This is a genomic window from Paenibacillus shunpengii (assembly GCF_042684905.1).
Lineage (GTDB): Bacteria > Bacillota > Bacilli > Paenibacillales > Paenibacillaceae > Paenibacillus > Paenibacillus shunpengii.
This window is the reverse complement of the sequence record NZ_JBHUMJ010000011.1, coordinates 109,696-132,842: the sequence shown is the minus strand read 5'-3', so window position 1 is coordinate 132,842 and position 23,147 is coordinate 109,696. Positions and strand designations below refer to the sequence as shown.

Sequence of the window (23,147 nt, the reverse complement as noted above, 5' to 3'; positions counted from 1 at the left end):
TCTACCGTCTCTGTTCATTATCTTTAATTTATTTTGTTTAGGAGGTACTTTTTGTGCGTCAAAAATGGCAGTATTGGAACACCGTATCCCGCAAATGGCTCTGGATCCTTGTTATTATCGGACTCATTGCCTCGATTCCCATCATTGCAGATCGTGTGAAGACAGAATCAAGCGCGAAGAACGTGGAGCTTGCGTTCGATTATCGGGATCTTGTCGAAGTAGCCGCTTATCAGGTGCATCCACAGGATTTTATTGACCAGAAGCTGACCGAGCTGAAGGATGCTGGTGTCATCACGATGGCAGTGTACGAGAGCACATTGGAAGAATTCCGCAAGTCAGAGAGGATTACAATCTATGACAGCGTACAAGCGGCCAACCTGACAGGTCAAATCCCACCGGTTAATGAGAACTACACGTATATTCTCTTCACATCGGATGAGAGCCGGGAGGCTTTGTCTTCAATTATCGAAGATACTTTCGAAAGACTCGATATTCCCGTGAATCCATGGACCTATTTGAATGAAGAAGGACTGGTTCTTCAGACTCCGACGGAAAATGCGAAGCTGAAGCCGATGCTTCCTGATCCTATTGCGATGGCGGAACTCCATGAGCGTGGCTTCAACATCATGCCTCGTCTGGGTGATGCACTGCCGTATGATCAAGAAGCGGCTGCTGCGATGATGGAGACCTTTGAGCAGTATGGTGTATCACGGATTCTGTTTGATGGCGATAAAGTTAAGGGTTATAACGATAACGAAGACATGAAGAGTCTGTCTGCCTTTGCAGAACTAATGAACAAGCATGGGATTGGGCTTGCTGCCATCGAGAATCTGAAGAAGCCTCAGAGTGGATTCAGCACCCTTGCATATCTGACGGATTATAATGTCACTCGTCTATATTCACTCAGTGAATCGGATGCAAACCTGGATGTGAACGTGATCTCAGATCGATTCGCACTGGCAACGAAGGACCGGAACATCCGAATGCTGTACCTAAATGCCGCTCCGGCTAGAAGTGCACTTACGGCTCAAGTAACGGATCCTTTGGATAACCTGATGGATGCATTGGGTGAAGAAGGAAATGCGGTTCAGCGAATGGAAGACAACGGTTTTGTAATGGGCAAGGCAGAGCCTTTTGATGTTGCAGAAACGGGCGGTGAGAGATACTTTAAGGCCGTCGTCGTTGTCGGCAGCGTGGCAATGATTGCGCTGATGATATCCTACTTTATTCCGTTCCTGACTCTGCCGGCCTTTGTTCTCGGACTGATTGGAAGTGCTGGACTGTTCCTGCTTAGACCAACACTGCTTGAACAAGCGTTAGCTCTCTTGGCTGCGATCAGTGCACCAACCGTTGCGATGATCCTTGCGGTAAGAAAGATTAATGCTGCACAGGTGAGAAAGCCTGACTTATCGGTGAAGAGCCGGTTATCGAAGAGCATCCTGCTGTATGTATGGACATCTATCCTATCCTTCGTTGGTGTTCCGTTCATGATTGCACTGCTTAACAACATTACGTATTCACTCGTCATCGATCAATTTAGAGGCGTAAGCATACTGTACTCCGGACCTGTTTTGCTCGTTGCCATCTATGTATTTTTCTACCTGAAGTCCATGTCAGTCGCATCAATTCGCCAATTGCTGAACCGGCCGATCACGATTTTGATGATAGTGGCAGTGGGTATTGTCGGTGTGGTAGGCTATTACTATATGACTCGAACTGGGAACGCCGGAACGGTACTGCCGTTTGAAGCACAGCTGCGTACATTCCTTGAGAATACGTTTGGCGTACGTCCGCGTAACAAGGAATTCCTGCTGGGCCATCCGATGTTCGTGGTAGGAGCATTTATTGCTCTTAAATACCGTCATGGGATTTACTTGCTAATCATTGCAGCTATTGCACAGCTATCTATGGTGGGCACCTTCGCTCACATTCATACACCGGTGCATCTGTCACTTATTCGTGGACTGCTTGGTCTCGGACTGGGACTGATTGTTGGACTGATTGCAATACTGGTGTGGCAAGTTCTGGAAGGATGTTGGAAAAAATGGTCACCAATACTACTAAGAAAATAGTTATCTCAGGATATTACGGCTTTCGTAACAGCGGAGATGAAGCGGTACTTAAGTCGATTCTTACAGCGCTTGAGGAACAAAGCCAGCGTTCGTCTATTGAAATTGAGCCCATCGTCTTATCAGGTGATCCTGAATGGACACAGCAGACGTATGGCGTGAGAGCTGTACATCGGATGAAGCTCGGAGAGGTTCGGCGGGCCATTAAGGAGAGCGACGGTCTGATCAGCGGAGGCGGCAGCTTGCTGCAGGATGCAACGGGCTGGAAGTCCATTCCTTATTATCTGGGTATTCTTAAACTGGCACAGAATATGAAGAAGCCGACGTTTATATATGCGCAGGGCGTGGGGCCAGTGCACCGGAAGATTTTTCACCCGATGATCCGTGGTGTCTTCAAACACTGTGAGTATATCTCAGTACGTGACGAGGATTCAGCCAAGCTCATTCAGAGCTATGGGATTCAGTGGAATGATGTCAAGGTCGTCCCAGACCCTGTCATGGGATTACCACTGCCCGATGAATCCAAGGTGAAGAAGGCCGCTGCGTATGGCGGAGGAAGTGCAAGAAGAACGACACCAAGACAAGAGGAGGAAGACCTGCCTGTAATCGGGGTGTCGGTTCGTTTCTGGGACAAGGAGAGAAGAGAGCTGGATGCCATCGGCGAAGGACTCAAGAAGCTCGCGGAGCAGCGCAAGGTGCATATCCGGCTGCTTCCGTTCCATCTTCCTTCGGATGAGGAAGCCTCTGCTTATGTGAAAAAGAAGATCGGGCATTTGAATGGGACAGGCAGCAAGGTGAGTATCTGCTCCCAGCAGACCGATCCCCAGATGATGCTGCTGGAGGTATCCCGATGCAAGCTCGTCCTCGGGATGCGTCTGCACAGTCTGATCTATGCTGCATCACAGCGGGTACCGCTCGCAGGTGTATCTTATGATCCCAAGATCGATGCATTCCTGCAGCGGCTGAACAGTGAGCCTGTCGGCAGCACAGAATCACTGGATGCAGACAAGCTGCTTGCTGCACTTAATGACATGCTGGATTCTCATGCAGAGTGGCTTGCGGACAAGGAAGAGGCGATCGCTGCGCTGAAAGAGCAAGCTCAGGAGCCTGCAGCTCACATTCTAAAATTTCTTAGCGGCAAAGGATGATTGAAAGTCATGATAGAGCGTAAGGAACAAGCGTCTGGCGGGACGGCAGATCAAACTCAATCCCCCGTGAGAACCGTACCGACGGTGCCGATCTTTGGCATTCCGTTTTCGCGCATGAATATGAAGGACACCGTGGCTTATCTGACCGAAGCGATACAGGCCGGTAAGCCCCATCAGATCATTACAGGCAACCCGATCATGGTCATGGCAGCGCTGAATGATCCGAAATATATGGAAATTATGAAGTCGGCCGAGCTGGTCGTTCCAGATGGTACCGGTGTAGTCTGGGCAGCCGAATACTGCGGTGTTCCTGTAGCAGAGCGTGTTGCCGGATTTGATCTGTTACATGAACTCATGCATGTTGGTGAATCCTATCAGTGGAGAGTGTATTTGCTCGGTTCTACAGAAGAAGTGATTCAAGAGACAGCAAGCAGGTTACAAAAGCAATATCCTGGCATCGTGGTGTGCGGATATCGCGATGGCTTCTTCGGTGAGCCCGAAGATCCGGAAGTCATTGCGCAGATTCGTGCAGCGAGCCCGCACCTGCTGTTTGTAGCCAGGGGGGCAGATACCCAGGAGCCTTGGATTGGTAAATATAAGGAGCAGCTCGGCGTTCCGCTGATGATGGGCGTGGGCGGCAGCTTCGATATTATTTCCGGCAAGTCTAAGCGTGCACCGGTCGTATTCCAGAAGCTGAGAGCGGAATGGCTGTACCGGCTGCTCAAGGAACCGAAGCGGGCCAAGCGCATGCTTGCCTTGCCGCAGTTTGTACTCAAGGTAAAACGTGAGAAAGAAAACGTGACGAAAATAGTGTAAATCGTGTGAAAATACAGGAAGATCTGTTAAAAACAATGTTTTTTGCTAGAAAAAAAGAATAGTAATTCAGAGGTCAAGAGAGTATAATGCTGTTCAGTTGGGTCATGGACAGATTCGTGAAGGATTCTTTGTTTTTAAAAATTGGGGGTTGAATGAACAAATGTTAATGTTCTATATCTTGGGATTTATCGTGGCTCTCGGACTTGCGGTAGGACTTACGCCTCTCGTGAAGAAGTTTGCGGTAAATGTGGGAGCCGTTGACGTGCCTGATGCACGGAAGGTTCATACCAAGATTATGCCTAGACTCGGTGGTCTCGGTATTTTTCTTGCTTTCATGGTCACGATGCTGGCGCTGCTTCCGTTTGTTTCGGAATACTTCACTGCAAGAGATTCCCGATTCATCCAGGCTTTTATGATTGGCGGTACAATGATTGCCCTGATCGGTGCGCTAGATGACCGGTTCCAATTGTCGGCCAAGGTTAAGTTTTTAGCTCAGATTATTACGGCGTGTGTCGTTGTGTTCGGATTTCAAATCCGTATAGATTTTGTAAATATTCCTTTTGCTGATGCTTACTCATCACTTGAACTATGGATCTCGATTCCGCTGACGATCTTCTGGATTGTCGGTGTGACGAATGCGATCAACCTGATCGATGGACTCGATGGTCTTGCCGCAGGTGTGTCTGCCATTGCGATTGGTACGATCGCGGTGATGTCCTTCATTATGGGCAATGTTACGACTGCACTCATCTGTCTTGTATTGCTCGGCAGTATTATCGGATTCTTGTTCTTTAACTTTCATCCGGCCAAGATCTTCATGGGAGATACAGGATCACTGTTCCTGGGCTTCAGTCTTGCTATGCTCTCACTTCTTGGATTTAAGCAGATCGCTGTCGTATCCTTGATCACACCGCTGATTATTATCGCTGTGCCATTGTCCGATACGCTGTTTGCGATTCTTCGCCGCTTCCTGAACAAGAAGCCGATCTTCGCACCGGATAAAGGTCACTTGCATCACCGTCTGCGTGAGCTTGGCTTCAGCCACCGTCAAACGGTGCTGATTATCTACGGTATTGCCGCATTCTTCGGCGTGCTTGCCGTGATCCAGTCTTCTGCGACGATGCATGAAGCGAACTGGGTTACCTTTGTCGTGATCTGTGTCATGATGTTCTTCCTGCAGATCGGAGCAGAGGTCATCGGCCTGATCGATAAAACCAAGCGTCCGCTGATCAACTTCTTTATGAAGCTGAGAGTGAAGGCGTCCGAGTCTCGCACGAAATAAGAAGTGAATTGAACAGCCATTATATCATCTATAATTTAAACCTTTGAACTATTATTAACCAGCCTTGTTCCTATTTAGGGAATAAGGCTTTTTTTGTTGAAACTTCTTCATATTTAACCCAGGCCATCCGATATAAGAGGTAACTATATTTAAAGGAGAGATTATATGCAGCGCATCAAACGGCCGATGGTATGGCTGCTGTTAGTAACACTTATTGTTTCACTGTTCCCCCCTGGTTTGATTAATAAGGCAGAGGCAGCGGACAATGTATCTACGAGTTATTTTGCTCCGGATATCGAAACGCTGAAGAATACCGTTCAGTTGAAGCTCGAAGGAACGGATAAATTACTGAGTAGAGAAAATGCATATAAAGTAACAAATAAAATGCTAACAGCAACAGGTACCTATACCAAAGTTACAGGCTCAACACTCAGTGCCAGCATTCAGCAATTAACATGGGATCCACTCACCTCGAAGTGGACTCGTGATACTTCAAAAGTAACTCCAGGAACCATTCAGCTTGATTTAGACAGCCCGGAAAACCGTTTTACATCTACACTTACGCTGTATCCAGGTATGAATGAAATTACGTTCTCTGGAACACAAGGCAATATGACACGGTCGGAGAGCTTCTATGTATTGTTTGACCAGGTTCCATATGTAGAGAGCTTAAGTGTACTAGGCTTGTCCCAACCTGTTACCTTGAATGAGGGGACTCAAGTGGTTATCCCAAGAAAAGATATTACCCTTCAAGGTAAAATTCAAAATGCGACGAGAGCAACGGTGGCTCTAAATGGCGGGTCAGCACTAGCAACGACATTATTGTCGGATGGGACGTTCTACTCTCCACAATTATCACTGAATCCTGGACTTAACAATATTGTTCTCGTTATTGAGAATGGTTCAGATCGAATTACGGTAAATCACTCACTGTATTACTTTGATACGAGCAATCCGATCGTTTCTATGTACTTAGCTGACTCCGATCGTAATGCAAACAATTTATTAACAGGAACACCAACATGGACAGGAGCGGAAGATACAGCGACATTGTATGTTCAAGCTTTAGTTCCTGATGAAGGCGATGCTGTGAGTAAGTCAATTAAGCTTAATGGTCTTGATGTAACTCCGGTATACTTTTCTTCCCTGTCACTAGACAGCTCAGGCAAGCTGGTTACTGCAGGTAATAGCGATGTTGTTATTCAAGGTGTCGAAGGGGCCACTTCGGCTTACCGGCTGATTACATTTGCAGTTCCGAACTTTCCTTTTCTTGACGATACAAGTGGGACTACAGCAAAAAGCCAAAGACACACATTAAATATTACCTACGGTTCAACAATAGTGAACAAGGCTGCAAATTTCAATTTTGCTCAAGGTGAAGTCGTAATTAGTCAGCTGTATCATTTGAAAGGCTATACAGTAGGCACAGATGGTAAAGCAACATATTCCAAAGAGAATCTTAACGGAGCAAACGTAGATTCCAGCGATTATTATATTTCCGTTAAGACGAATTCTCCTGTCACAGATCCTAATGCCCTAACAGCAAAATACTTGCCCGTAGGCAGCAACATGACAATCAATTATGTGGGACCGGTAGAAGGTTCAACAACAGAGTATATTTACAGAATTTCTGGTTTCCAGAACGGGAATCAAACCGTTCGTTTCCAATATTCCGGATCCACGCAGTATAAGGACGCTGTCATTTCATTTGTTTCCAAAACTTATATTTATGTCTCTAACCTGACGGATGGTCAGACGGTGACCATTGATTCGAATCAGACAACAAACCTGCAGGTCTCAGGGGAGTATATCGGTTTTGATCTGAACAGCACGGCTTTCAAAGGAGAAGTGTTCGTTAACGGAACAACACCATCGGGTCTTGGAACTTGGCTGACAAACGGAAAGTTTAATCTGAATCTGCAAGTCAATGCAGACACCGGACCTTTATATTATGGTGAAAACAGAATCGTATTTACCGGAACGGTTGCAGATGATAACAATCAGTACCGGGTTGTAAGAAAAGAAATCCGCATCTATATTCTGGATGAGAATGTTTCCAACATTGATAAATTTCAGCCGGCTGTAGGCAATAACAGAGTTACCTTCCCGCTGGAATATACAGATAATGAACAATGGGCGAAGATTTTCAATCTGACTCCTGATTTCATATACAATGGCGGAACGTATACAACGAGTCTTCAAGAGCATGACATCGTTATTCGCGGTAATGGAGCATCCAAGGTGAACTTGAATCTAGGATCACAGAATTTATTCTCCTTGGATGTCACAGATACAATTATTAAGCAGACAAGCGAGTTTACTTACAACAATAAGACATACGCCTATGAATACTTCGGCAGTTCAGCTGAATTTGTTATCCGTGTGCAGAATTTGCCTGCTGAAACGCCTGGAACCTATGTATATAATCTGGAATTGATTAATAGCACTGGGGCGAAGACAAGCCAGCAGCTCCAATTGGTCCGAGAGGTTAAGCCTTATCGATTGTTAGCACCACAGCCGACGGTTGATGGAGCCTATGTTGTGAATAAGAATTTTGTTCGCTTTGATATTGAAGCAGAAGGTGCCACTGAAGTATTAATCGATGGAGAGCCTGCGGTAAAGAGAACAGATCTCGGTGATGATCGCTTCTTGTATGATTATGTTGGCCTCAAGCAAGACAAAGCAAATGATATTGATATTGAGATCGTACGTGGAAGTACAACACTTGAAGACACGATATCGGTGTATTATACAGGTGCAGTCGCAGTTGATTCCCAGTACATGGCTCCAAAAGTCGCTACTAAATACAGTGTATTTAATAAGAGTCTAGAGCTTGAGTTTCCTAAGGGAACTATTATGCAATCTACAGATTCGAGAGGGATTAATAAATATTACCCTACAACACAGCTGCTATTCGGTCTAGCAGATCCAAAAGACGGCGTAGTGGAGCGCAGAAATGATTATGGCAACATTATCGGTTTCCCGAACAACGGTCTTTCTAATGAAGAAACAGGATTTCCGGTATGGGATATCCCGGATGAGTACTTCCTGCGATTCGGAGCTTCCTCTGGAGATAAACAGAATTTTACGACGATCTCTAATGTTTACTGGATCAGTGGAGGACTTGGAGAACGCGGAACATTAGGTTCTGCAGATTACTTGCCGCCTACCAATGGACTTGCTCCATATTCGATTGAAGGCTTGTATGGTGATCCGACAATTGCAGCTGAACGTGAGGTTACTCCGTCGCAGCGTGGGGAACTAACACTTACTTACAACAGCAGCGTGGTTGATGAAGTGGGTTCTACAATTACCGTATTTAAATATACCTCTGATCGGGAATGGATCAATGTTGGTGGTATTGTCGACGCGAAGAACCATACCATTACTGTTCCTTTCGATGAGTTCGGTTATTATGTGGTAATGAAGCTGAGCCGCAGCTACACAGATATTACGAATCACAATTGGGCTAGAAACGTCCTGAACGCGATGTATTCTAAGGGCTTGATGGAGAATATTCGATTTGATCAGTTTGGTACTGATGATCGCACATCGCGCGGAGAATTCGCTACGCTGCTCGTTAAGGGTATGAATCTGCCTTTGAACTATGACAATAATCAAACCTTCGTGGATCTTGTGCCTGGGGCACGAAGCGAAACATGGGATTACGAGCATATTGAAACAGCAGCAAGAGCAGGAATTGTGACAGGACTAACGGAAGGGGTATTTGCCCCGAGCCAGCCTCTGACCCGTGAACAAGCGGCTGTGATGATCGCCCGTGCAATGAAGCTCAAGCTAGCTGCTAATGACAGCAAGCTAACAGACAATCTGGCGAAGCTGTATGTGGATTCGGGCAGCATTAACTATTATGCGAAGCCGGCCGTCCTGGCAGTGAACAAAGCAAAAATCATGACAGGAAATGCATTAACGGTTGCCGGACAGAGCAAGCCGCAGTACAGTTTTAATCCGCAGGGCTTCCTGACACGTGCAGAAGCAGCTAAAATTGCTGTGGAGCTGTTCAAAAAGAGCAACAAACTTTTTCCAATTAATTTAAGTTAAAATCTTCTAACAGAGAAAGAACTGCTCCTCTGAGGCGCAGTTCTTTTCTATCTATAGAAAGAATCATTCACTAGATTTTGTAATTTAATAGATTATAAGATACAATAGCGTTAAAATACACATTTTGCTAAAGGGTGAAGGTATCTGATGAAAGCAATCTATTCGAAAGCTCAGCTTGGCTACATGAAGGCAAAGACACAGTTTGAGAAACAAGCAGCGATTCTAGAAGTAGAGATTGAGAAGACACGCAAGACTCAGGAGATCTCGCAGGAAGTTATGGAAGGTCTTGTTATGAAGACTGGATTCCACGATGCATATAATAATTTGATGGCAGCAGAGAATGAGCTTATTGAATGGTCCCATGTTACGATCAAGCATGAGAAGACATACCGCGATAACAAGAAACCAATCGAGGATATGTATGAGAATTTGAATACCGATCCTAAGCTGCGTGCTCGCATCATTGAACTGGCAATGAAGATTAAGTAAATCAACTGGATAACTTAAGAGATGAAGGTGCCGAAATTCGGCACCTTTTTTATATTTTTATCGTTCTATTAGTTACGTTGCTGTTTCACCTGAGGGGATTTTGAATTTTTTTTGAAATGTTACTTAAATTGAAGTATATTCCAGTATTATTTGTGGTTACATATAACATAGAGTTTACGCGCTATTCATCATCAATTAATTGGAACCGATATTCTATATTGAAGGATGAATCCCATCATTTTTTAATTAGTGGAAAATTTTTTTCGAAACTTCGCAACTTTTTTGAAACTACTGCGTTTAAGATGTAGAGCCAAAACGATGGAGGATTTAGGAAAGAGATTCATGGAGAATTTTGTCTATTTATTAGAAAAATTTTCTTTACGTCTTCTAAACCGCATTGTATAATACGATAGGTAGGATTAGGAAACTACTCTATTTTTTCTTACCCTGGCTTATATTTACTAGTTTCTGTGATCTATCACAGACATCATTTTATATGGATTTACTTGCTCAACTCTGGAAAGGGGGTGTATCGGCTAATGAGTAACACGGGCAACCCATTTACTAGTACTAGCAATCATAAAGAAAATAATCATGTGATGATTTCTCGAGGAGGAGAAAAAAAGGTTATGAAGAAAATTTTATCCGTGGCTTTGTCTACAGCAATGGCATTCTCCATGTTTGCTTCTGTAGCATTCGGTCAAACTGGTCTTACTGATGTAAACGCGCAATACAACTACTTGAAAGATAAAGGAATCTTCTCTGGATTCCCAGACGGTCAAGCACACCTTGACAGACAAATGACTCGCGCTGAGTTCGCTAAAGTCATCACTAAAACTTTGGGTCTTAAAGAAGTAGAAGGCGTTTACTCCTTCAAAGACAAAAACTACGGTGAGAAACACTGGGCAGCTCCTTATGTAGAAGCAGTTTACGCTGCAGGTATCATGGAAGGCGTTAACTCTACTAAGAAAATCTTCGGAGTTTCTAACCCAGTAACAATTCAAGAAATGGCAACTGTACTTGTACGTGCGCTTGATCTTGAAGTACCAACTGAAACTAACAACTCTGCAACAACATGGGCTAAAGGTTATGTTCAAGCAGCAATCAACGCAGGTCTGGTTGACGCTAACGCTAACTTCCAATCCAACGCTACTCGCGAACTTCTTGTAGGCGCTGCTTACGCAGTTGATCAAGAATTGAGCCTGTCCGTAGAATCCTACACTGTATCCGAAGCTGGTAAAGTTGTAGAATTCAAAATGACTGACGGCGAAACTGTAAAAGTAACTTTGGATAAAGCTCTTGAAGCTAACAAAGAAACTGAAGTTAAATTTACTTACCAAGAAAAAGAATTCACTGAGAAAGTTACTTACGTAGTTACTTCTGCAACTAAAGTTGAAGGTGCTTCTGCTAACAACTTGAAACAAGTAGTAGTGAATTTTGACGGAGAAGTTGACGAAGAAACTGCAGAAGAAGTTACAAACTATTCTTTCTCTAAAACAATTGATTCCGCAGTATTGTCTGCTGATAAGAAATCCGTTGTTCTTTCCTTGAAAGGCGAAAATCTGTCTGATACTAACAAACTAGAGAACCAAAAAGCTATCAAGATCAAAGTTGACGGCGTTAAAAACGCTGATAAATCTAAAACTTTCTCTGAAGAAGTAACATTTACTCCAGTAGACGTTACAATTCCTGAAGTTGAAGAAGTAACTGGTCTTGGTACTAAAGCGTTCCAAGTAGAATTCTCTGAGCCGGTTGACCGTGCAACAGCGATCTCTACTGCAAACTACAAAATTGATGGTAAATCCATTGCTGGTTCTGTAGAATACGTTAACTCTTCAACAGTGATCGTTACTACTGAACTCGCTACAGGAGATCACAAACTTACAGTAAATGGAGTTAAAGATTTTGCTGGTTTCGTAGTTACTCCAGTATCCTATGACTTCACTGTAGCAGTTGATACTGAAGCTCCAACTGTAGTGACATCCAAATCTTCTGATCTTACAAAAGTGGAAATCGAGTTTAACGAGCCATTGAGATCCGTAGGTAAAGTTTACAACGGTGTATCATCCAAAACCGGTACAGTTACTCGTTCCGGTAACAAAGTTACTGTAGTATTCACAAAAGAGAACGCACTTGCAGTTAATGAGAACACAATTGTGATTGAAGGTGCTACTGACTATAGTGGTAACAGTGCAAATCGTGAAGTTAAGATTACTCCTACTTTAGACACTGCACGTCCTGAAGTTACTTCTCTTACTACAAGTGTTAAAGACAACGGAGATATCTCAATTAAAGTGAAATATTCCGAAACAGTAAACTATGCAACTAATAAAGATAACTACACTATCAAAGATAAAGACGGCAAAGTAGTTACTGGAAATGGACTTGATTCAGCAGGTCATCCTGTAAGAGAGGTTGCTCTAAGCGCTGATAAAACAGAAGCTACAATCACTCTTTCTAGCACTTTTAAACAAGGTACTTATACACTAGCAGTTGCTGGAGTACAAGATAATGCATATGTTCCTAACACAATCTTGCCTTACACTGGTACATTCGAAGTAGGCGATACAACTACTCCGGAACTGAAAACTGCTTGGGTTGAAGAAGGTACACCTAATACTAACGGTGCGCGTGATGTAAGCTTCTACCTCACTTATAATAAAGAAATGGCTACTGATGGTTCTGGAAGCGTATTGGAAAGAACTAAGTATAATGTGAAGTGGACTGCGGCTTCCAGCACATACGAAGCACTTCCAACTAACGCAACAGTAGAAGCTGTTACAGCCGACACAGTGAAGATTACAGTTCCTAGCACGACTAAACAAGTTTCTGCTAATGGCGCTGAGCTTAGAGTGACATTGGTAGCAGACAAAGCTGGAAACTATGCTTATAAGAACAATGGTTATGTTGGTTATGTAGTTGTTAAACCAAGTTCAGCAGTTCAAGCAACAGTAGCAAATGCTGTATCTAACACGAAAATTGCAGTTGAATTTGATGCGAATCTGTCCAGCATTGATGCTAACGATTTTGCAATCAAGAACACTGTAACTGGTGACACTTACGAAGTTTCTTATGATGGTAAAACTTCTGATGCTTACAACTTCGTCTTAAGAGGAGACAAAGTTCTTCCTGCTGATGCTTCAAATTATGCATTTGTTGTAGATGCAACAGAACCTAACTCCGCAACTGAGTTTGGAGTTAAAGTACAAACTGGATTTACAATCAATCTAACTGATAAGATTGCTCCTGCTATTATTTCCGAAAACCCATTGAAAGTTACTGGAACTGGTACTTCTTACGAAGCACGTGTGACTTTCGACGAAGCAATCGCAGCTGTTTCCGGTACTAACGTAGTATCTGCATCTGTTACAGGAGTAACTGTGAGCAACGTTCAGTACAGCGCTAGTGGTAAAGATTTGGTAGTTACATTTACTACTGATAAAGCTTTGACTACTGACTCTGTAGTAACTATTGAACTGAACTCCAGCAACGAAAGCTCTAAAGTTATTAAGGATACAACTAAAGGTAATGCTGCAAAAGCATTCTCTACATCTGTAGTATTCAAATAATTAGTTGAGCAGAAAAAACAGTGGGGGGAACCCCACTGTTTTTTTGTTTATATCTATAGAAACTTTTCCTACTAAACCAGCGTCTATATAGTAACTTCAAAATAAGGAAACAATTGGAGGTACAGACGTGGATCATAAACATACTCAAAAAGCCTTACTTTGGATCACCGCTGCCGTACTTATTATCGGGCAAGGCACTTCCGTAGGTGCTATATCAGATGATTCCAGTGATTTAACAGGAACACAGGTTACTTCACATCCTCACTCAGATCAAGTAGTACAAGCACTGCCTATTCATCCATTAACGTCCACTTATTCAGACACATCCACATTAACACCGTCGCACTTACTGTATAGCGGACAGGTGCCAAGAGCACAACTACTTGGAGCAGGCTTGATGAATGGCAACTCCGATCTAAATCAAATCGGTGCCTCGGCCAGTAACTCAAAATCAAATTCAACTGTAAAGAACTCCTCAACAAGCAAAAGCTCCAATGTATCATCGATAAAAAGTGACAAACCCATACATACACTTAATAACCTCAAACCCGTCAAGTTAACCTCTAAGAGCAATGTTAAACTTACCGACCTCAATGTACTTACACAAGAAGATGGCAAGACCCTCACCTACACCCTGACCTATCAGAATAATGACAGCAAGACATTAATGCTTATTGATTATTGGACCAAAGTGAAAACCAAAGGTGGAACGTTGTATTCTCCGAACCTCATCGCACGCGATCAGGAGAAGAAGAGTGTAGCCGCTGGCTCGTCCCTTGCCGTTACCTATATTGTGAAGGTTGGAAAGAACGTAAAAGTCAGTGATCTTCTGTTCCAGATCGTGAAATGGGATTTCAGCAAACCGAACTATGAGAGCCATTTAGGGCATTTTAATGTGCCTGCATCTTATACCTTGTCTACACCAGTCAAACAATCCAAGACCATACGTCTCAACGATATACCGGTCAAGATTAAAGTATCGAAGTTTGAGTTCCATTCGGGTACGGATTACAACTATGCAGAGGTCAGTGTGAACCTGCATAATACGGGCTACAAGCTGCTGGAGAACCCTACCGCAAAATGGATTCTGAGAACAGCAGGAGGCAGCAACTATCCGCTGCTCTTGGATTCGGCAGAAGCTACCTTTAGTATTCAGCCACAGGAGAATAAGACATTGAAGCTGCTCTCCAGTATCCCGAAGTCGGTCAAGCTGGCAGGAGCAGAGCTCATTGTCGTTGAAGAGGAAGGCGAGGCCAAGACGGTGCTTCCGCTTGCTACCTTACAGCTGCCTGCAGCAAGTACGACACAGACTGTATCGACGCCGCCTTTTAAACCAAGACAAGTCACGGTGGAGAATTTGAAGCTGGAAACGACGCTGGAAGCAGCGACGGTCAGTCAGAGCTATGGCAGCAATGATTTGTCCTTAAGCTTCAAATTCAAGAACATCAGCAAAGAAACTATCATGGTGCCTAAATACGAATTTCTATTGAAAAGCGGTAATGGCAACTCCTATCCGATGACAACGAAGGCGCTAGAGAATCTATCTTTACAGCCAGGTGCAGAGAAGACGATCAAGCTGGATATCTCCGTATCCTATGAAGTGGCTCAAGGTGCGCTAAAGCTAATCATGAATACACCTAAATCGGAGGATCCAGAGAGCAAAGCACCCGCTTACAGTTATCCCGCAGGAATCTATATACTTCCTCAGCCATCTTCATTACAGAATACGCTTGGGCGAGAGATCTCTGTAAAGAATGATAGCGGAACCTATGGTGTGACCTGGTCTTCCATTCAACGTTTACCTTGGACAGACGGGGATCTGCTCTCTGCCAAGCTGACGGTCAAGAACACGTCGGTGAAGACACTTCGTCTTCCAGATCTGCAAGGTGTATATACCATTGATGCAGCGAAGGACGCAAGCAGCACGAAACTGATTAAGAGTCAGGCTGCTTCACTGCTCGGACCAGGGCAGGCGGTAGATATGTATTTGGTAACGAAGATTCCGACATCGCTAGATATTGCTCAGCTGCAAGTAGCACTTGAAGAGAAGGTAGGAGAAGAGTCAACAGAGTGGATCAAGCTGACGAATATTGGAGCCATCCCAGAGGTGCCGGAGATTGAGAAGGATGAAGCTTACACGCTAACCACACTCGGTAAAAAGGCGGAAGTCAAGACACGAAAATCCGTCGTTTATCCAGGGACAACGACAGATCTTGTGTATACAGAGCTGGAAATGACCAATATGGAGAATCGTCAGGCAGATCTATCTCAACTCAGCGGATACTATATGTCTTCCAGCGGCCTTTATTTCAAAGCGAACGTCAAACAGATTGATTACCCGGCTGGCCCTGAAGACAAGAGCATCGTAACCATGTGGACCAAGATTCCTAAACGAGTCACGGTTTCTGATATGCGACTAATCGTCGGTGAAGGAATTACGGAGGATAAGCTTACACCGGTGAAAGGAGAGTCAAGTGGTTACGTTAATGCGGCATCTCTTGAAATTAGCCCGCAGCAGATAACTGCACTGACAACGATCCAAAATTTTGAGCTGTTCCCATACCAAGTACAGACGCATACCTTCGATGCATACCTGTCAGGTGGTTCCAATGTATCTATTGAATGGTACTATACACTTAGCCAAAACAACGAGTATAGCCTTCCTGAGAATGAGCACAAGTTCATTGTCGAGATTAGTGACTCTACGGGCAGAACCTTTGCCAAGGAGCTCGTTCCGGGCACAGACATGAAGCTGGGAGGGAACCAGCTGCTATCCTGGTCTATAGATGATCAAATCTTCGAAGATCGTAGAGCGGGAACCTATCAAATATCCATTTATGACGAGTTTCAAGGGGAGAGGTTAAAGATTGCTGGTCAGTCCATGTACTATAATCCCAATCGCCTTCCTGCTGTAATTCCAGAAGAATAGTTTTTTTCTTATTACCAAGTTCTTCTTGTCTATATGGCAAAATCACTCTATCATGATAATTATGGGATTGATAGATTAGAGGAGGAACATCATGAAACGCATGTTGAAATTAGTTATGGCTGCCGTTGCGATCGGTGGTGGCATATGGATTGGATCAGTTATGAATATTACTGCGGACGGTGCATCAGTGAATACCCAGCCGGGTACAGCGGATGATCCAGTCGTTACAAAGAGTTATGTAGATCAAGCAATACAAAATGCACTAAATGGCGGGAGTGGAGAGGGTCCATCTGAACCATCCACCCCAGCTGCAGGTGAAGAACTGAAGATCGTTGTTGTGAAGCCCGGACAGCGTCTTGTTGCGGGAGCAGGAACTGAGTTTATCGTTCGTAGTGGGAAGGCCGTTATCTATTCAGCAGATGCGAACGGTGTAGCCGATCTGACTGCAGGACAGGACTTGACCAATGGAACAGCAATTACGAACAATCATCTGCTCTCTTTCCCTCGTGAGGGTAGAGGGATCGAGGTTGCTCAGGGCAATAAATATAATCTGACGGTTATGGTTCGCGGTAATTATAATCTTTTCTTGGTTCCTTAAGCACTGAGCTTCTTATTAGGGTGTACAAAAGCTAAGTCATATTTTTATAGCCCGTTACTTATAAGTATGCGACGTTTCGCTTCATATTATATATGAGGCGGAGCGTCTTTTTTCGTGAACGAGATGGATTTGCTTATTGAGTGTCATTTTTCCATAAGTAACAATGATTCGCCAGTCTACAATGCGGCCGAGCTGCAAACAATATTTCTGCAAGAACAATACGCAGGAGGTGCATAGAATATGGCGAGAAACAAAAGCAAGCTGGTTCCGGAATCCCGTCAAATGCTGGAGCAAATGAAATACGAAATCGCAGCGGAGTTTGGGATATATACCGGCGGTTCCCATACAGGGGGGGCAGACACAGAGTTTGGTGATGAGCTGGGCTCAACAACGGGTCATTCCTCGTTTGCTGGATGGGGATATTTGACCTCTAGAGAAAACGGATCGATTGGCGGAGAAATTACGAAACGACTTGTCCGATCTGCGGAGTCTAGTGCGTTCCAGATTCCTAATCTGTAGGAAGCATAAAACTGCATTTTGTCTGTAAAAAAGGCAATAAAACCGTAATATCCGACTGGAATATTCATACTTTATCTGATTGACACGGATTGACAAATACGTTAACATGTCGTATGAGGATGTATTGCAACCTTTTCCATGGTGGAAAAGGTTCGTTTTTTGTTTAAGGATAAACGTATGGGGGAAAGACCATAATATCCATATATGTGGGAGGTTGATTACTACAATGTCTGTTAAAGGGCGTCACTTATTCACATCAGAGTCCGTAACTGAAGGACATCCGGATAAAATCTGTGATCAGATATCAGACGCAGTACTGGATGCATTTCTTGAAGCCGATCCAAATGCCCGTGTAGCATGTGAAGTATCTGTCGCGACCGGACTTGTGCTGGTTATCGGTGAGATTACTTCAACAGCTGATTATATCGACATTTCGGCCATTGCGCGTAACACCATTAAAGAGATCGGATATACACGCGCGAAATATGGTTTTGATTACCAGACTTCCGCTGTACTTACTTCCCTGAACGAGCAGTCCAAGGACATTGCTCAGGGTGTTAATGCGGCCCTAGAGAACCGCGACCCGGCTCTAATGGAGAAGGAAACGGAAAATATCGGTGCGGGAGACCAAGGTCTGATGTTTGGTTTTGCAACCAATGAGACCCCAGAGCTTATGCCGCTCCCGATTGCTCTGTCTCACCGTATTGCTCGTCGTCTGGCTGAAGTTCGTAAGGATGGTACACTTGGATACCTTCGTCCGGACGGCAAGACCCAAGTCACGATTGAATATGACGGCAACAAGCCGGTTCGTGTGGACACCATCGTAGTATCTACACAGCATGCCGAAGATATTACGCTGGAGCAAATTCAGACTGACATTCGTGAGCATGTGCTGTCTCCTGTCGTTCCGGCAGAACTGCTGGACAATGAAACAAAATACTTCATTAACCCGACAGGCCGTTTTGTCATCGGTGGACCTCAAGGGGACGCAGGACTTACAGGACGGAAGATTATCGTGGATACATATGGCGGCTATGCGCGTCATGGCGGCGGTGCTTTCTCCGGTAAGGATCCTACGAAGGTAGACCGTTCTGCAGCTTATGCAGCGCGTTATGTAGCGAAGAATCTCGTTGCAGCGGGACTTGCTGACAAGGTGGAGATTCAGCTTGCATATGCGATCGGCGTAGCGAATCCGGTATCGATCAACGTCGATACATATGGCACAGGCAAGATCAGCGAAGAGAAGCTGGTTGAACTCGTGCGGAACAACTTCGACCTTCGTCCGGCGGGCATTATTCGTATGCTGGATCTGCGTCGTCCGATCTACAAGCAAACAGCGGCATATGGCCACTTCGGCCGTACAGATATCGATCTGCCATGGGAACGCATGGACAAAGCAGACGTATTGAAGAGCCAAGCTGGTCTATAATTAGCAAGCAGAACGGATTGAATAAGCTCGATATGAGAGAGCGACCAAATTTAAGCCTTCGATGGGTAACCATCGAGGGCTTTTTTTAAATGTCAAAATACATACTTTGTAGCATGTGATTGATTTATTATTAGCAAAGAAAATTAACCTCGTAACCTGGACCCAATCTATTCTGAGAGCATTTCCGTAGCATCGGCTAAACTATATTTTCCAACTGACCGATGAAAAGAAGAGGTCTATACTCATATTTTTAAGCTACTCTTTATCTAAAATGCTGGAAGGAGGAATTACTTTTCAATGAAGAAAAAACTATCACTACTGCTGACAGCTGCTTTATGCGCACAAATGGTGTTCAGCTGGGGTATAGAGAAGAACTACGCGGCAGAAGCAGTAGTGACACAAGCATCTACGCAAATTGAAGATGTAAAGGATATCAGTCCATATTCCGGACAAGTTGAAGTGGCTCAGAACCCGAGCCTAACGATGGAGTTAACCCAGCCGGTCAAAAAAGGGGAAGGCTCGATTCGCATTCGCTCTTTGTCTGATAATAAGGAAGTGAAAGCATTTGATTTAGCAACAGAAGTAAAGATTTACGATACTAAAGGAGGAAATGAGGTTTCTCCTGAGGGGTACGGTACATACATTACGATGAATTTGGGCACTACCCAGCTGCAAAGCGGCGGCTATTATGTGCTGATTGATGCAGGAACGTTCACGAAAGAACAGGGGGTACCTTTTGCCGGTATTCAAGATGCGAGCAAATGGCGTTTCTGGACAGTGGGGATGGGGGAAGTATCTGTCATTGAGAAATTGCCAGCGAACGGAGCGTCAGGGATACTCCCGGCTTCAACATTGACACTCCAATTTGCGAAGGAGATGTATCCGGCGGCAGGTACAATTCAGATCATTAACCGTAAGAGTGGTCAGACCGTTGAAACCATCTCGTCCACATCCTCTAATGTCAGTGGGGGAGGTACCAATACAATCAAGATCAAACCTTCAATTTCGTTTGAAAATAATACATCATATGAGGTTCGGGTAAGTGCTGGAGCCTTCTGGGATGCGCAGCAGAACAGAAGTGCCGAAATACGTGAGGGAGACTGGCGTTTCCTGGTATCAACCGATACGACCGCACTCACAGTCACTTCCTTATCTCCATATGACGGAAATATGAGCGCACCCGTGGATCAACCGATAACACTAACTTTTAATAAAGCACTCGATATCAATTACAGAGGGAACGTTACTCTACGCAAAGCGGGCGGCAGCGTCGTAAATACGACGACCGCTATTAACGATAAGAATCACAGGCAGCTCGTGATTAGCCCTGTTGCTCAGCTAGAACACAATACGACGTATCAGGTTGATGTACCCGGTGGTGTGTTCAGAGATGCGGCAGGTAATACATTTGGGGGGCTCGTTGGCAGCAACTCCTGGAGCTTTAAGACCTTTACAAAGGATACTACGGCTCCTGTATTGCAAACGTCCAAAATGTACAGTAACACGCTGATCCGTCTTACTTACGACGAATGGTTGAATTCGAATACGAGGCCATTAATATCAAGCTATTCGGTTACGGTCAACGGTGAGATCAGAGGTATCAGTGATGTCAGCATTTCAGGAGACAGCGTCTATATTATGCTCGATACGGGAGTAGCCGTAGGTCAGGTCGTACGTTTATCCTATACGCCGGGGATCAGGCCGCTGCAGGATGATGCGGGGAATGCCGTTGCCGCTTTTTCCAGCAGAGAGATCATAAATGATTTGGATTCTGTTCTATCTAAACCGAGGGAAGGTACGGTATACGGCAATACACTCTATTTATATTTTACGGAAAGTGTAAAAGTGACCTCTTCCTCAGCTAAAGATCAGTTTGTGGTAACAGCAGATGGCAGCAGTATCGGAATAAGCAGTATCTCCATAAGTAATGGTTCCGTTGTTACACTGACGCTTGATCGATCGGTAAGAGATGGCGAAGTCATCCGGGTGAACTACACTCCGGGATCTTATCCGCTGAAAGATAACAGGGAGCAGTCACTTGCAGGGTTTACTGATTTTTTTGTAAGAAACAGTAACGATACAAAAGCTCCGGAATTGCTAGAGGTAACCGCTAGTGGGAATAAAATGTACGTTCGGTATAATGAAGCGCTTCGTACGAATGATTTACCGCTAAAAAGTCAGTTCTCTGTGCTTGTAAACCGAGCGCCGTTGTTTGTTAACGCCGTGGAAGCAGAGGAAGATACGGTTACGCTCACTCTTGCCAATACAATACAAATGAATCAAGACGTAACTTTATCCTATATTCCAGGTGTTAAGAGGCTGACGGATCTTAATTATAATCCGGCTGGTTATATCAATCTGGTGCCGGTTACGGTGTACGGCAGCGGTAGTGTTCGACAGGCTGAGGTTCAAGGTTCAACCGTACTGCTGACGATGACCGAGGCTATGCAAGGATCGGGGACAGCTTCTTCCCAGTTTACGGTAAATGCAGGCGGACAAAATATGCAACCGACAATGGCTGCAGTTCAGGGACAGACATTAACATTAACGTTATCTAACCCTGTATTGACTGGACAAGCGGTTACGATGATGTACACACCAGGTACAACGCCGCTTCGAACAGCGGCAGGGGAATTGATCGCTGGCTTTGGGCCAATCACTCTGCAAAATAAAACGACAGGCAGCACCAACCCAGGCAGTGGCAGCGGAGGCGCGGCTGGAATGCCAAGTGGATTATCCGTGCTAAACTCCGGGTTGTTTAATGAAACAGGCTATGCGCTTAGCACGGCGGCTACCAAGAGAACGACAGCTTTGTCTAAATACAATCGGGCTGTGGGTTCATATACCGTCAGTGCGGACACATTAAAACAGGCATTCGCGTTTGCAAGCTCGGCTTCTGGAGTATCCAAGATGCTGGTTGTAGAAGTTCCAGAGACGGAAGCTGCGGCAATGGTTGGTTTTCCGGTACAGACGCTGGATGAATTGAAACGTCAGTATCCTGATGCGGTGATTGGTGTCAGATATGGAGACCGAATATTCACTGTAAGTGTGTCCGATCTGGATCTCACCTCTATGGCTGCACGAGTGTACAGTGACATCACGAAGACGACGCTGTATCTTCAGATTGAAGAAGTGCCATCCAGCTCGTCGGTCGCGATGGATACCATGCTGTCTCAAGCATCAGCAACGAAGCTGTCCGCTTATACAGATGTCAGCTCCTTTATCGTAAGTGATACCTCTACTAAGGCAGAAGTAGCACTCAAGGGACAGCTTAAGCTGCGACTCAGCAGCATGACAAATAGCAGAACGCTTGGCGTAGTGAAGCTGGATAGCACGATTCAAAGACTGAGTCCGGTGCCGAGTAAAATTTCGCAAATAACGGACGCTGTGCTAGTACAAGCGAATCTTTCAGAGAACCAGGCATTGATTGCAGCGAATCATCCAGTACAGTATATGGGCTTATATGGACACTGGGGTAAAGAAGCGGTTGAAGGTCTGGCAGCCAAGTGGATTATTGATACTGCAGCAGGCGCAGAATACGGTCCAAATACCGCGATTACACGTGCCGAATTTGCTGGCATGATTGCAAGAGCATTAGGTTTAAATGGGAGCTGGGATACAACGCAGCAATTTGGCGACGTACCTTACAACGTATCGGGTGCCTATATTGGTGCGGCAGCAAAAGCGGGCATCATTACAGGTCATCAGGATGGAACCTTTAAGCCAAATCAGCTGATCACGCGTGAGCAAATGGCGATCATGATGGTTCGTGCTCTGCACTATGGCGGTCATGATTCCGGACTTAATGGTTCAGCGAACAGTATTCTGAGCAAGTTTAAGGATCGTGCGTACATTCAAGCACCCCATATCGTGGCTGAGGCTGTCCAGCAAGGGATCATTGAGGGGATGACACAGAATACATTTAAACCGGGTGGAAATGCGACACGTGCCCAGGCAGCAGTCATGATTACTAGAATGCTGAGCATTTATACTGAATAAGAGAGTAAAAGTTAGAGCAAAGGAACCGAAGTCTAGTGGATAGATGAAATAGATGCGGATACCTTTATGTATTTTTTTCAACAAAACCGATGGATATGTTCAACTTGCTAGATTCTATTGATAAAGTTAGAGAAAGAGCGTAACTTTTTCCATTTTTAGCAGTCTATTATTGAGAGGATGTTCGTGTCTTCAGCTCCGTGAATCTCTATGACAGAGACTTGCGGGGCTGAACTCATTAATA

General features: G+C 44.7%; 12 protein-coding genes. All 12 read left to right on the top strand.

Going from position 1 to position 23,147, the window contains the following annotated elements; genetic code table 11:
- Positions 1-53 precede the first annotated feature (53 nt).
- Entirely contained in the window at positions 54-2,072 is a 2,019-nt protein-coding gene (locus tag ACFSVM_RS22565; RefSeq protein WP_379264723.1) for a DUF5693 family protein, read from the top strand.
- Positions 2,045-3,217, top strand: a complete 1,173-nt coding sequence (gene csaB, locus ACFSVM_RS22560; protein ID WP_076314503.1) for a polysaccharide pyruvyl transferase CsaB — start codon at positions 2,045-2,047, stop codon at positions 3,215-3,217. The genes ACFSVM_RS22565 and csaB overlap by 28 nt, the downstream gene beginning before the upstream one ends.
- Before the next feature lie 114 nt (positions 3,218-3,331).
- Positions 3,332-4,033, top strand: a complete 702-nt coding sequence (locus ACFSVM_RS22555; RefSeq protein ID WP_379265221.1) for a WecB/TagA/CpsF family glycosyltransferase — start codon at positions 3,332-3,334, stop codon at positions 4,031-4,033.
- Positions 4,034-4,193: 160 nt separating this feature from the next.
- The gene (locus ACFSVM_RS22550) at positions 4,194-5,315 is read left to right on the top strand and encodes a glycosyltransferase family 4 protein (protein WP_076314504.1); all 1,122 of its coding nucleotides are present in this window, start codon (positions 4,194-4,196) and stop codon (positions 5,313-5,315) included.
- Between the two features lie 165 nt (positions 5,316-5,480).
- Entirely contained in the window at positions 5,481-9,374 is a 3,894-nt protein-coding gene (locus ACFSVM_RS22545) for an S-layer homology domain-containing protein (RefSeq protein ID WP_379264720.1), read from the top strand.
- A 147-nt stretch (positions 9,375-9,521) separates the two neighbouring features.
- Positions 9,522-9,863: a hypothetical protein gene (locus ACFSVM_RS22540; RefSeq protein WP_076314506.1), complete on the top strand. Its 342-nt coding sequence runs from the start codon at positions 9,522-9,524 to the stop codon at positions 9,861-9,863.
- 539 nt (positions 9,864-10,402) lie between these two features.
- A complete protein-coding gene (locus ACFSVM_RS22535) occupies positions 10,403-13,432 on the top strand; it encodes an S-layer homology domain-containing protein (protein WP_083656036.1) in 3,030 nt (1,009 codons plus the stop codon).
- Between the two features lie 127 nt (positions 13,433-13,559).
- On the top strand, positions 13,560-16,361 hold the full coding sequence (locus ACFSVM_RS22530) for a hypothetical protein (RefSeq protein WP_379264717.1): 2,802 nt from the start codon (positions 13,560-13,562) through the stop codon (positions 16,359-16,361).
- 91 nt (positions 16,362-16,452) lie between these two features.
- The gene (locus ACFSVM_RS22525; RefSeq protein WP_379264715.1) at positions 16,453-16,959 is read left to right on the top strand and encodes a hypothetical protein; all 507 of its coding nucleotides are present in this window, start codon (positions 16,453-16,455) and stop codon (positions 16,957-16,959) included.
- Between the two features lie 240 nt (positions 16,960-17,199).
- The gene (locus tag ACFSVM_RS22520; RefSeq protein WP_379264713.1) at positions 17,200-17,478 is read left to right on the top strand and encodes a small, acid-soluble spore protein, alpha/beta type; all 279 of its coding nucleotides are present in this window, start codon (positions 17,200-17,202) and stop codon (positions 17,476-17,478) included.
- 226 nt (positions 17,479-17,704) lie between these two features.
- Entirely contained in the window at positions 17,705-18,907 is a 1,203-nt protein-coding gene (metK, locus tag ACFSVM_RS22515; protein WP_379264711.1) for a methionine adenosyltransferase, read from the top strand.
- Positions 18,908-19,204: 297 nt separating this feature from the next.
- A complete protein-coding gene (locus tag ACFSVM_RS22510; protein ID WP_379264709.1) occupies positions 19,205-22,906 on the top strand; it encodes a SwmB domain-containing protein in 3,702 nt (1,233 codons plus the stop codon).
- Positions 22,907-23,147 lie beyond the last annotated feature (241 nt).

Excerpts from the sequence above, each read along its gene's own strand:
- csaB (WP_076314503.1), top strand. The coding sequence starts at position 2,045 with ATGGTCACCAATACTACTAAGAAAATAGTTATCTCAGGATATTACGGC.
- ACFSVM_RS22555 (WP_379265221.1), top strand. The coding sequence starts at position 3,332 with ATGAATATGAAGGACACCGTGGCTTATCTGACCGAAGCGATACAGGCC.
- ACFSVM_RS22550 (WP_076314504.1), top strand. The coding sequence starts at position 4,194 with ATGTTAATGTTCTATATCTTGGGATTTATCGTGGCTCTCGGACTTGCG.
- ACFSVM_RS22545 (WP_379264720.1), top strand. The coding sequence starts at position 5,481 with ATGCAGCGCATCAAACGGCCGATGGTATGGCTGCTGTTAGTAACACTT.
- ACFSVM_RS22540 (WP_076314506.1), top strand. The coding sequence starts at position 9,522 with ATGAAAGCAATCTATTCGAAAGCTCAGCTTGGCTACATGAAGGCAAAG.
- ACFSVM_RS22535 (WP_083656036.1), top strand. The coding sequence starts at position 10,403 with ATGAGTAACACGGGCAACCCATTTACTAGTACTAGCAATCATAAAGAA.
- ACFSVM_RS22525 (WP_379264715.1), top strand. The coding sequence starts at position 16,453 with ATGAAACGCATGTTGAAATTAGTTATGGCTGCCGTTGCGATCGGTGGT.
- ACFSVM_RS22520 (WP_379264713.1), top strand. The coding sequence starts at position 17,200 with ATGGCGAGAAACAAAAGCAAGCTGGTTCCGGAATCCCGTCAAATGCTG.
- metK (WP_379264711.1), top strand. The coding sequence starts at position 17,705 with ATGTCTGTTAAAGGGCGTCACTTATTCACATCAGAGTCCGTAACTGAA.
- ACFSVM_RS22510 (WP_379264709.1), top strand. The coding sequence starts at position 19,205 with ATGAAGAAAAAACTATCACTACTGCTGACAGCTGCTTTATGCGCACAA.